At 72.3% G+C, this 11504-nt stretch carries 12 protein-coding genes; 8 read left to right on the top strand and 4 right to left on the bottom strand.

Annotated elements, in window-relative coordinates; translation table 11 throughout:
• From ABZY44_RS35900 to ABZY44_RS35885, 4 genes are all read right to left on the bottom strand, one after another.
• Positions 1-878: slipin family protein (locus ABZY44_RS35900; protein ID WP_356661427.1), on the bottom strand; the 878-nt coding region annotated here is incomplete at its 3' end.
• Between the two features lie 59 nt (positions 879-937).
• Positions 938-1840 carry an aminoglycoside phosphotransferase family protein gene (locus ABZY44_RS35895; RefSeq protein ID WP_356661425.1) on the bottom strand — a complete coding sequence of 301 codons (903 nt, stop codon included), beginning with the start codon at positions 1838-1840 and terminating at the stop codon, positions 938-940.
• Between the two features lie 63 nt (positions 1841-1903).
• Positions 1904-2359 (bottom strand): DUF4439 domain-containing protein, encoded by a 456-nt coding sequence (locus tag ABZY44_RS35890; protein ID WP_356661423.1) that lies wholly within the window; start codon positions 2357-2359, stop codon positions 1904-1906.
• Positions 2356-2916: a hypothetical protein gene (locus ABZY44_RS35885; protein WP_356661421.1), complete on the bottom strand. Its 561-nt coding sequence runs from the start codon at positions 2914-2916 to the stop codon at positions 2356-2358. Before ABZY44_RS35885 ends, ABZY44_RS35890 begins: the two co-directional genes overlap by 4 nt.
• 154 nt (positions 2917-3070) lie before the next feature.
• Between ABZY44_RS35885 and rimP the strand changes: the two genes are divergently transcribed.
• The 8 genes from rimP to ABZY44_RS35845 all read left to right on the top strand — a co-directional run bounded on the left by rimP (position 3071) and on the right by ABZY44_RS35845 (position 11477).
• The gene (gene rimP, locus ABZY44_RS35880; RefSeq protein WP_356661419.1) at positions 3071-3568 is read left to right on the top strand and encodes a ribosome maturation factor RimP; all 498 of its coding nucleotides are present in this window, start codon (positions 3071-3073) and stop codon (positions 3566-3568) included.
• A gap of 2 nt (positions 3569-3570) precedes the next feature.
• Positions 3571-4638, top strand: coding sequence for a transcription termination factor NusA (nusA, locus tag ABZY44_RS35875; protein ID WP_356661417.1), 1068 nt, complete (start codon positions 3571-3573; stop codon positions 4636-4638).
• A gap of 172 nt (positions 4639-4810) precedes the next feature.
• A complete protein-coding gene (locus ABZY44_RS35870; protein WP_356661415.1) occupies positions 4811-5098 on the top strand; it encodes a YlxR family protein in 288 nt (95 codons plus the stop codon).
• Between the two features lie 156 nt (positions 5099-5254).
• Positions 5255-8410 (top strand): translation initiation factor IF-2, encoded by a 3156-nt coding sequence (gene infB / locus ABZY44_RS35865; protein ID WP_356661413.1) that lies wholly within the window; start codon positions 5255-5257, stop codon positions 8408-8410.
• Positions 8411-8563: 153 nt separating this feature from the next.
• Positions 8564-8857, top strand: coding sequence for a DUF503 domain-containing protein (locus ABZY44_RS35860; protein ID WP_030030358.1), 294 nt, complete (start codon positions 8564-8566; stop codon positions 8855-8857).
• 28 nt (positions 8858-8885) lie between these two features.
• Positions 8886-9341 (top strand): 30S ribosome-binding factor RbfA, encoded by a 456-nt coding sequence (rbfA, locus tag ABZY44_RS35855; protein WP_356661411.1) that lies wholly within the window; start codon positions 8886-8888, stop codon positions 9339-9341.
• Positions 9338-10246, top strand: a complete 909-nt coding sequence (truB, locus tag ABZY44_RS35850; RefSeq protein ID WP_356661409.1) for a tRNA pseudouridine(55) synthase TruB — start codon at positions 9338-9340, stop codon at positions 10244-10246. The genes rbfA and truB overlap by 4 nt, the downstream gene beginning before the upstream one ends.
• 277 nt (positions 10247-10523) lie before the next feature.
• On the top strand, positions 10524-11477 hold the full coding sequence (locus ABZY44_RS35845; RefSeq protein ID WP_356661407.1) for a trypsin-like peptidase domain-containing protein: 954 nt from the start codon (positions 10524-10526) through the stop codon (positions 11475-11477).
• The last annotated feature ends 27 nt before the right edge of the window (positions 11478-11504 follow it).

Below are 11504 nucleotides of genomic sequence, written 5' to 3'. Positions count from 1 at the left end.
CGAGCCGACCGGCGTCGGTGACGATCAGGTTGGCGTAGGGGCTGCGCCAGGATCCGCCCGTCAGTTTGCAACCGGCCGCGACCGGCGGCACCGGCTTCGGCCGGGCCGGGCTGCGGCGCCGGAGCCGCGCGTTCCAGGAACCGGAGGAGTTCCACCGGAAACGGCAGCACCAGGGTGGAGTTCTTCTCGGCGGCGACCGCGACCACCGTCTGGAGCAGCCGCAGCTGCAGCGCGGCGGGCTGGTCCGACATGACCGCCGCCGCCTCGGCCAGCTTGTGCGAGGCCTGCAGCTCCGCGTCCGCGTTGATGACACGGGCCCGCCGCTCCCGGTCGGCCTCCGCCTGCCGGGCCATGGACCGCTTCATGGTCTCGGGCAGCGACACGTCCTTGATCTCCACCCGGTCGATCTGGACGCCCCACCCCACCGCCGGGCTGTCGATCATCAGCTCCAGGCCCTGGTTCAGCATCTCCCGGTTGGACAGCAGATCGTCCAGGTCGGACTTGCCGATGATCGACCGCAGCGAGGTCTGTGCCATCTGCGAGACGGCGAACCGGTAGTCCTCCACCGCGATGATCGCGTTCGCCGCGTCCACGACCTTGAAGTAGACCACCGCGTCCACCCGGACCGTGACGTTGTCCCGGGTGATGCCCTCCTGGGCCGGCACCGGCATCGTCACGATCTGCAGGTTCACCTTGTGTATCCGGTCCACGAAGGGGATGACCATCGTGTAGCCAGGTCCCCGCAGGCTCCCGCGCAGCCGGCCGAGCCGGAAGACGACGCCCCGCTCGTACTGCCGCACCACCCGGGAGGCGGCGCCCACGTAGGCCACGACTCCCACGCCCGCGGCGATTGCCGCGGTCAGAACTTCCTCGACCATGACGGCCTCCCGTGGGGCACGTCCTCCTGGTAGGGGCGTGCCCCTACCAGGCTTATGCCCTACATCCAGCCCGCGAACTCGAGCAGCATCTCCGCGTCCTGGCGCCGACCCGCCGCCAGTGCCCGGTTGCCCGACTCGACGGCCCGGAACAGCGTCCACCCCCGCAGCCGCTCCCGGTCCATCTCCAGGGCGTCGGCCAGCTTGTTCACCCGGCGCCGGGCGCCCGAGGCCCCCGTCGAGGAGGCCACCTGGTCCTCGATCCGGTCCCGGACCAGCCGCGCCAGGTCGTACGCGCGCTCGCCGACCATCGGGTCCGGCCCCACCGCCAGCCACGGCGCTCGCTCGCCCGCCAGCACCTTGCCCTGCCGGAAGTTCCCGTGCAGCAGCAGTTCCTCCGCCGGGGCGGCCAGCAGCTCCTCGCGGACCGCGAGCGCCGCCGAGGCCAGCTCCGCGGTCTCCGGCGGGGCCTTGCGCAGGACCTCGGCCTGCGCCGACGTGCGCTCGGCGACCGTCTCCCAGCCGTGGCCCCCGGCCGGGGCCACCCAGAGCCTGCGCAGCGTGCCGCAGGCCTCCAGCAGCGCCTTGGCCTCCGGCAGCGACCGCAGGGACACCTCGGGGTGCAGCCGCTCCAGCAGCAGAGCGCCGTCCTCCTCGTGATGGCGGGAGTCGAGGACCCGTACGGCCCCGAAGCCGCCCCAGTGCGCCAGCGCGGCCAGTTCCCGGTCGGGCCGCAGGGCCGGCGGGGCCAGCTTCACCGTGGCCGGGGTCCCGTCGGGGTACCGGACGAGGACGACCAGGCTGCCGCGGCCGCCCGGGGCCTGCACCCGCTGGACCTGTACCTCACGCCGGAGCAGCGCGGACTGCGCGAGCCGGGGCAACTGCTCCAGCCATTGCGCCGTCCGCGCCGACTCCGGCATCTCGCCGAGCGCCCGTACGAGCCGCTGCGGCGGTTCGAAAGCCATGCGTGAGGGGTCCCTTTCAGCTGTGTGCGGGCTCGTCGCGGCTGCGTGCGCGCCGGCCGCGCGCTAGTTCTGCGCGGCGGCCGCGCGTTCCGTGAGCCCAGGGAAGGCTACGCCGACACCGCGCCAGCGTGCCGCGCGCACGGCCGCCGCGCTCAGCGCGTCGGCCGCCTCGCGGCGCAGCCGCCCCTCGGCGGACCGCACCAGATCGGAGTAGGCGCCCGCCACCCGGTCCTCGATCACGGCGGCCAGCCGCTCGGCGTCGCCCGCCGTGCGCACCGCGAACGGCAGGGTGTACGCGGCCTCGGCCGGCCGGGGGGAACCGCCCAGCTCGCGCACGGTGCGGGCCAGCGCGTCGCGGCGCGCGAGGTGGCCGCCGTACGCCTCACGGGCCTCGGCGGCGCGGGCCGCCGCGGCGCGGGCGCCGATCACCCCGTAGCCGTACGCGGCCGCGTGCTCGGCGGCGAGCGCGGCCTGCGCGGCCTCCAGGACCGGGCCGGCGGGGGAGGGTTCGCGGGTCACGAGGAGGCTCCCTGGGGGGTGGTCAGCAGATAGGCGTGCACGTGGCCGCAGGCGGCCACCGAGGCCAGCATCCGGGCCAGCTCCCCGGGGGCCTCGGCGAGGGAGATCGTCCGCGCCTCGGCCAGGCTCCGCTCGGCGTCCGCGAGGGCGCTCAGCGCGTCGGCGGGCTGGGGCGGCACCGGCTCGGCGGCGGAGGGCGCGGCGGCCGGCGTGGCGGACGGGGAGGCCGCACGCGGGGACGCGGAGCGGGAGGCGGAACGCTCCGGGGACGGGGAGGCGCCGTCCCCGGCGGCGAGGGCCGCCGTGTGCGAGGCGACCGAGGCGCGCAGCGGTGCGAGGCGCTCGGCCAGGGCCGGATGGGCGGCGCTCGTCGTGTCGTAACGTTCCAGCAGGCGCCCACTGTCACGTACGGCTGTGTCACGCATCCGCCGTTCGAGTGGAATCTCGGGCTCCGCGCCGGGCGGGGCCCCGTCGGAGCAGCCGCTGAGCAGCGCGGCGCCGGCGATGCCCGTGGCCCCGGCGAGCAGGCTTCTTCGCGACGGCATGATCGAGGGCACGGGGACGTCCTTGGGTGACGGCGAGGCAGGGTGTGATCACGGTACCCGGGGGGCCCGCCCGCAGCGCGGACGGCAACACCCTCCGCGACCGGATACCCTTTGACCTGACACACGACGAAACCACAACAGCACACGCGGCCGAGGAGTCACCCGGATGAGCACCACCCAGAGCGACAGGCTGCGCGGGTTGCTGGAGCCCCTCGTCGCCGCCAAGGGCCTGGACCTCGAAGAGATCGAGACGTCCAAGGCGGGCAAGCGCCGGATGCTGCGGATCATCGTGGACTCCGACGAAGGCGTGGAGCTGGACGCGTGTGCCGAGCTGAGCCGCGAGGTCTCGGACCTGCTGGACGAGACCGGAGCGATGGGCGAGGACGAGTACGTCCTCGAGGTGAGCTCGCCGGGCGCTGACCGCCCGCTGACCGAGCACCGTCACTACATCCGGGCGACCGGTCGCCTCGTGAAGTTCCAGACGGCCGACGGCGGGGAAATGATCGCCCGCATTCTCGACGTGGACGACGAGGGCATCGACCTCGAAGTCCCGGGCGTGAAGGGCCGCAAGGCGACCGCCCGGCGCATCGCATTCACCGACATCGCCAAGGCGCGTGTCGAGATCGAGTTCAACCGCAAGGACAAGAAGGAAGAGGAGGCGTAGTCGTGGACATCGACATGAGTGCCCTGCGGGGTCTGGTCCGGGAGAAGGAGATCTCCTTCGACCTGCTCGTCGAGGCGATCGAGTCGGCCCTCCTCATCGCGTACCACCGCACCGAGGGAAGCTTCCGGCGCGCACGCGTCGTGCTCGACCGCACCAACGGTCACGTGATCGTGTGGGCGACCGAGGACCCGAGGGACCTGGAAGAGGGCCAGGAGGCCAAGGAGTTCGACGACACCCCGTCGGACTTCGGCCGCATCGCCGCGACGACCGCCAAGCAGGTGATCCTGCAGCGTCTGCGCGACGCCGAGGACGACCTGACCTTCGGCGAGTTCCTGGGCCGCGAGGGTGATGTCATCACCGGCGTGGTGCAGCAGGGCAAGGACCCGAAGAACGTCCTCATCGACATCGGCAAGCTGGAAGCCATCCTGCCCGTGCAGGAGCAGGTGCCCGGTGAGGAGTACACGCACGGACTGCGCATCAAGGCGTACGTCGTGCGGGTGGCGAAGGGTGTCCGCGGTCCGTCCGTGACCCTCTCGCGCACCCACCCGAACCTCGTGAAGAAGCTGTTCGCGCTGGAGGTCCCGGAGATCGCCGACGGCAGCGTCGAGATCTGCGCGATCGCCCGTGAGGCCGGTCACCGCACGAAGATCGCCGTCCGGTCCACCCGTTCCGGCCTCAACCCGAAGGGCGCCTGCATCGGCCCGATGGGCAGCCGCGTGCGCAACGTGATGGCCGAGCTGCACGGCGAGAAGATCGACATCGTCGACTGGTCGGACGAGCCGGCGGAGATGGTCGCCAACGCCCTGTCGCCCGCACGGGTGAGCAAGGTCGAGGTCGTCGACTGGGACACCCGCTCCGCGCGGGTGACCGTGCCCGACTACCAGCTGTCGCTGGCCATCGGCAAGGAGGGCCAGAACGCCCGCCTCGCCGCCCGCCTCACCGGCTGGCGCATCGACATCCGTCCCGACACCGAGCAGCCCTCGGACGAGGACGGCCGCGAGCGCGGCGAGCGCCGTGACGACCGCCGCGACGGGCGCGGCGAGCGCCAGGACGAGCGGCGCGGGGAATAAAACCGGTACCGCCCGGGGCTTACCGGGCGGTACACAGGAACCATCGATCCACCGAGAACCGGTCCGACGTGCGCGACTGTCCACAGTCGCACCGCACGGCCAGGATCACGACAACATCCGTTCGATTTTTCGCCCGAAGGGGTGAGGTCGGTGCGGGGAGGTAGACTTAAGCGTGTCTGGCCGGACGCAAGCCCGCGCATGCCCCGAGCGCACCTGTATCGGGTGCCGGGAGCGAGCGGCCAAGAACGAGCTGCTGCGCATCGTGGCGGTCGGTGACGAATGCGTCCCCGATCCACGCGGTACGCTGCCCGGCCGGGGTGCCTACGTGCACCCCGCCGTGGTCTGCCTCGACCAGGCGGTCCGCCGCAGGGCGTTCTCCCGGGCCTTCAAGTCCGCAGGACCGCTCGACACGGTGGATCTGCGCAATGCCGTGGCCGACGAGGCCGGGGCGACACCGTAAGAAGAAGACGTAGTACGGCACGGATCACCGTGCGGTCAGGTACCTCGCGAGTTGGAAGTAGGTCGAGATTGCGATGAGCACCCCTCGATGAGTACGCGATGAGTACGAGCATGAAGTAGACACGGTCCGGCGTAACCCGGACCTAAAAGGAGCGAAGTGGCTAAGGTCCGGGTATACGAACTCGCCAAGGAGTTCGGAGTTGAGAGCAAGGTCGTCATGGCCAAGCTCCAGGAACTCGGTGAGTTCGTCCGTTCGGCGTCCTCGACGATCGAGGCGCCGGTTGTACGCAAGTTGACCGATGCATTGCAGGGACCCGGCGGCAACGCCGGCAAGTCCGCTGCGAAGCCGGGCGAGCCCCGCAAGGCCGCCCCCGCCAAGCCCGGGGCTCCGACCCCCGGCGCGGCCGCACGTCCCGCTGCCCCGAAGCCCGGCGCCCCGGCCCCCAAGCCGGTCGTCGCCGAGGCCCCGGCCGTCAGCGCCCCCGCCCCGGTGACCCCGGCCGCCACCGGCGGCCCGCGTCCCGGCCCGAAGGCTCCGGCCCCCTCGAAGCCCGCTCCGGCGGCTCCCGTGGCGACCGAGTTCTCCGCGCCTCCGGCGGCTCCGGCCGCCGCTGCCCCGGCGCGCACCGACCGGCCCGCCGGTCCCGGTGCCACCCCCGGCCCGCGTCCGGCGCAGCAGCGCCCCGCGGCCCAGGGTCAGGGCGGCCAGGCCGGCGCCCGTCCCGGCGCCCCGCGTCCGGCCGGTGCCGCTCCGGCGCGTGCCGAGCGTCCCGCCGGTCCCGGTGCCCAGGCTCCGCGTCCCCAGGGCTCCCGTCCGGCCGGTCCCCGTCCGGGCAACAACCCCTTCACCTCTGGTGGCTCCACCGGCATGGCGCGCCCGCAGGCGCCCCGTCCGGCCGGCGCTCCCCGTCCCGGTGCCCCCGGCGCCGGCGGCGGCCAGGGTGCTCCCCGTCCGCAGGGCGGCCCCGGCGGCGCCCCGCGTCCCCAGGGTCAGGGCGCAGGCCGTCCGACCCCGGGCGGGATGCCCCGCCCGCAGGGCGGTGCCCCGCGTCCCGGTGGTGCTCCCGGTGGTAACCGTCCGAACCCGGGCATGATGCCGCAGCGTCCCGCTGCCGGCGGTCCCGGTCCCCGTCCCGGTGGCGGCCCCGGTGGCCGTGGTCCCGGTGCGGGCGGCGCCCGTCCCGGCGGCGCCGGTGGCGCGGGCCGTCCCGCGGGCGGCGGCTTCGCCGGCCGTCCGGCCGGTCCGGGCTCGCGTCCCGGCGGCGGCGGCGGCTTCGGCGGTCCCCGTCCCGGTGGTGGCGGCTTCGGCGGCGGTCCGGCCGGTGCCGGCGGCGGCGGTCGTCCCGGCTTCGGCGGGCGTCCCGGTGGTCCCGGTGCCCGTGGTGGCACGCAGGGCGCCTTCGGCCGTCCCGGCGGTCCGGCCCGTCGTGGTCGCAAGTCCAAGCGTCAGAGGCGCCAGGAGTACGAGGCCATGCAGGCCCCGTCCGTCGGCGGCGTGATGCTGCCCCGCGGCCATGGCGAGACCGTTCGCCTGTCGCGCGGTGCGTCCCTCACCGACTTCGCGGAGAAGATCAACGCCAACCCGGCGTCGCTCGTCGCCGTGATGATGAACCTCGGCGAGATGGTCACTGCCACGCAGTCCGTCTCCGACGAGACGCTCGAGATGCTGGCCGGCGAGATGAACTACGTCGTTCAGATCGTCAGCCCGGAGGAAGAGGACCGCGAGCTCCTCGAGGGCTTCGACATCGAGTTCGGCGAGGACGAGGGCGGCGAGGAATTCCTCATGCCGCGTCCGCCGGTCGTGACCGTCATGGGTCACGTCGACCACGGTAAGACCCGACTGCTCGACGCCATCCGCAAGACGAACGTCGTTGCGGGCGAGGCCGGTGGCATCACGCAGCACATCGGTGCGTACCAGGTCGGTACCGAGGTCAACGGTGAAGAGCGCAAGATCACCTTCATCGACACCCCCGGTCACGAGGCGTTCACCGCCATGCGTGCCCGTGGTGCCAAGTCGACCGACATCGCGATCCTCGTGGTCGCGGCCAACGACGGCGTCATGCCGCAGACGATCGAGGCGCTGAACCACGCCAAGGCCGCCGGCGTCCCGATCGTCGTCGCGGTCAACAAGATCGACGTCGAGGGTGCCGACCCGGTCAAGGTGCGCGGTCAGCTCACCGAGTTCGGTCTGGTCGCCGAGGAGTACGGCGGCGACACGATGTTCGTCGACATCTCCGCCAAGCAGGGTCTGCACATCGACTCCCTGCTCGAGGCCGTCGTCCTCACCGCCGACGCCTCGCTCGACCTGCGCGCCAACCCGGAGCAGGACGCTCAGGGTATTGCGATCGAGTCCCACCTCGACCGCGGCCGCGGTGCCGTTGCCACCGTCCTCGTCCAGCGCGGTACCCTCCGCGTCGGCGACACGATGGTCGTGGGCGACGCCTACGGCCGCGTGCGCGCCATGCTCGACGACAAGGGCAACAACGTCGAGGAAGCGGGTCCGTCGACCCCCGTCCTGGTCCTGGGTCTCACCAACGTCCCCGGCGCCGGCGACAACTTCCTCGTCGTGGACGAGGACCGTACGGCCCGTCAGATCGCCGAGAAGCGTGCTGCGCGAGAGCGCAACGCCAACTTCGCCAAGCGCGTCCGTCGCGTGTCCCTCGAGGACCTCGACTCCGTGCTCAAGGCCGGTCTGGTCCAGGAACTCAACCTCATCATCAAGGGCGACGCGTCCGGTGCGGTCGAGGCTCTCGAGTCCTCGCTGCTCCAGCTCGACGTCGGTGAAGAGGTCGACATCCGGGTCCTGCACCGCGGTGTGGGTGCGGTCACCGAGTCCGACATCTCGCTGGCGATGGGCTCCGACGCCATCGTCATCGGTTACAACGTCCGTGCGGCCGGCCGTGCCGCGCAGATGGCGGACCGCGAGGGTGTCGACGTCCGCTACTACTCGGTGATCTACCAGGCCATCGAGGAGATCGAGGCGGCCCTCAAGGGTCTGCTCAAGCCGGAGTACGAAGAGGTCGAGCTCGGTACGGCGGAGGTCCGCGAGGTCTTCCGCTCGTCCAAGCTGGGCAACATCGCGGGTGTTCTCATCCGCTCCGGCGAGGTCAAGCGCAACACCAAGGCGCGGCTCCTGCGCGATGGCAAGGTCATCGCCGAGAGCCTCACCATCTCCGGTCTGCGCCGCTTCAAGGACGACGTCACCGAGATCCGCGAAGGCTTCGAGGGCGGTATCAACCTCGGTTCCTACAACGACATCAAGATCGACGACGTCATCGCGACGTACGAGATGCGCGAGAAGCCCCGCGCGTAAGCGCGAGGCGGTTCGCACCGTGTCGTGACACCGGGGCCGGTCGGCGGAATATCCGTCGATCGGCCCCGGCCGTTGCGTGTACGGTTCTGGTGACCCTGCCGCGCGACGGCCGGCAGGACACCGACCCCGCACCGGCGGGATATCCGGATCTGCATGTACGTGGGGACTCTGTCCTTCGATCTGCTCCTCGGCGACGTTCACTCGCTGAAGGAGAAACGCTCCGTCGTCCGGCCCATCGTGGCCGAGCTCCAGCGCAAGTTCTCTGTGAGCGCGGCCGAAGTGGGCGACCAGGACCTGCACCGCAGGGCCCGTATAGGGGTCGCTCTGGTGAGTGGGGACGCGGGGTTCCTCTCGGATGTACTGGACCGCTGCGAGCGGCTGGTCGCGGCGCGTCCGGAAGTGGAGCTGCTGTCGGTACGGCGGCGGTTCCACGGTGATGAAGACTGACCGCAAGACTTGAGAAGGAGACGGACCAGTGGCCGACAATGCGCGGGCGAAGAAGCTGGCGGACCTCATCCGGGAGGTGGTGGCCGAGAAGCTGCAGCGCGGCGTCAAGGACCCCCGCCTCGGTACGCACGTGACCATCACGGACAGCAGGGTCACCGGCGACCTGCGGGAGGCCACGGTCTTCTACACGGTCTACGGCGACGACGAGGCCAGGGCCAACGCGGCAGCGGGCCTGGAGAGCGCGAAGGGCGTACTGCGCTCCGCGGTCGGCCGGGCGGCGCAGACCAAGTTCACGCCGACCCTGACGTTCGTGGCGGACGCCCTGCCGGAGACCGCCAAGGGCATCGAGGAGCTCCTCGACAAGGCGCGTGCCTCCGACGCCCAGGTGCGTGAGGTGTCCTCCGGCGCGCAGTACGCCGGCGACGCCGACCCGTACAAGAAGCCGGACGACGAGGACGAGGACGAGGGCGCAACCGCGGAATGAGCACCGACGCAGGGAAGACTCCGGACGGCCTGGTCATCGTGGACAAGCCGTCCGGCTTCACTTCGCACGACGTGGTAGCCAAGATGCGCGGGATCGCCAAGACCCGCCGCGTGGGCCACGCCGGCACGCTCGACCCGATGGCGACGGGCGTGCTGGTCCTGGGCGTGGAGAAGGCCACCAAGCTCCTCGGCCACCTCGCGCTCACGGAGAAGGAGTACCTCGGCACCATCCGGCTGGGTCAGAACACCCTGACGGACGACGCCGAGGGCGAGATCATCTCCTCCGTCGACGCCGCCGGGGTCACCCGGGAGGCCGTGGACGCGGGCATCGCCAAGCTGTCCGGCGAGATCATGCAGGTCCCGTCCAAGGTCAGCGCCATCAAGATCAAGGGCGTGCGCTCCTACAAGCGCGCGCGCGACGGCGAGGACTTCGAGATCCCGGCCCGTCCGGTGACGGTCTCCTCGTTCCAGGTGTACGACCTGCGGGAGGCGGAGGCCGAGGACGGCACCAAGGTCGTCGACCTCATCGTCTCCGTCGTCTGCTCCAGCGGTACGTACATCCGCGCACTCGCCCGTGACCTGGGCGCCGACCTCGGCGTCGGCGGCCACCTCACGGCGCTGCGGCGCACGCGGGTGGGCCCGTACAAGATCGACCGGGCGCGCACGCTGGACCAGCTCCAGGAGGAGCTCACCGTCATGCCGATCGGCGACGCGGCGGCCGCGGCCTTCCCGCGCTGGGACCTGGACGCCCGGCGTGCGGGGCTGCTGGCGAACGGCGTGCGGCTGGACATGCCGCAGGAGTACCCGGACGGCAAGGCGATCGCGGTCTACGGACCGGAAGGCCGGCTGCTCGGACTCGTGGAGAGCAAGGGCGGCAAGGCCAAGTCGCTGGCGGTCTTCGTCTGATGCGCGGGACCACGGCCGCGGCCCCGCGCCGCGGCCGTGGTCCCGCTCCCTGTCGCCGACGTGGAGCGGTGAGCGCAGGGCACCTGCTGCTCACCGCTCCACGACCCCCCTCGGGTAGGTCTCTATCCACCCGGATCCCCTAATTCACCCGTCCGAGCAGGCGCTCGGAGTGAATGGAGGGAGCGTAAGGGGGCGCTTTCGCCCCGCGTGCTTCTCCCCTTGATCTTCACCTGCCTACGGTCGTGACCACGGAGCGTGTGTGGCGGGGAGTGGTGCGGTGACGGCGGAACTGATCAGGATCTGCGATCTCGCCGGACGGCCGCGGGGCAGCGGCTTCGTCGCGGACGACCGCGGGACGGTGGTGACCAGCTACGAGGCCGTCGACGGTCTGTCCCGGGTGGTTCTGCACGGGCCGCCGGGACCGGACCCGGGATCCGCCGCGGGACCGGAGTCCGGGGGGCCGGAGCCGGTGGAGTCGGAGTCGGCGGGGCCGGGGGAGCGGACCTGGCTGGCGGGGGCTTCGGACGTGACCGCCCTTCCGGAACTCGGCCTCGCGCTCGTACGCAGCGACGGGCTCGGGGTGCGGCCGCTGCCGGTCGCGCCGCGGGAGACGGTCGTGCCCGGGACGTATGTACGGCTGGCCGCGCGGGGATGGCGGCAGGCGCGGGTGCTGGGGGCCTCCGAGGTCGCCCGCACCGCGACGGACGGGTTCCGCCCGCTTCCGGCTGTGCTCGAGCTCGCCATCGGGACCGACGGACAGGACGCGCTGCGACGGGGCGGCCAGGCGTGCGGCGGCCCGGTGCTCGATGCCCGGACCGGAGCGGTGCTCGCGGTACTTGCCACCGCTCTGCGAACGGAGCACCGCTCCGGCGGTTTCGCGGTGCCCCTCGCCGCGGCCGCGGCCGCCGACCCCGGCGGAGCGCTCGCCGCGCTGCTGGAACGCAACGCGGCCACCGTGCCCGGCCACGGCGCCGACCTGAACCTCGCCGGGGTCCTCGAGCTCACCGGAACCACTTTGGGCCCGGCATTCGCCGCGCAGGTCCCGCAGCGGGTGGACCGCCCGGACATCGCCGCCGCACTGGACGCCTTCGCCGCCGGAGCCGACCGTCCGGTCCTGGCCCTGACCGGCCGCCCCGGCACCGGCCGGACCACGGCCCTCGCGGACGCACGATTTCGGTCACCCGACAGAATTCGGCCAATCGGCGATGTGAGCCGAGAAGTCGCGTCATAACCGGCCGCTTCGGCGCTCTCTCCGGGC

This window comes from Streptomyces sp. NPDC006544 (genome assembly GCF_040611715.1).
Lineage (GTDB): Bacteria > Actinomycetota > Actinomycetes > Streptomycetales > Streptomycetaceae > Streptomyces.
This window is presented reverse-complemented; position numbering and strand designations above follow the sequence as displayed.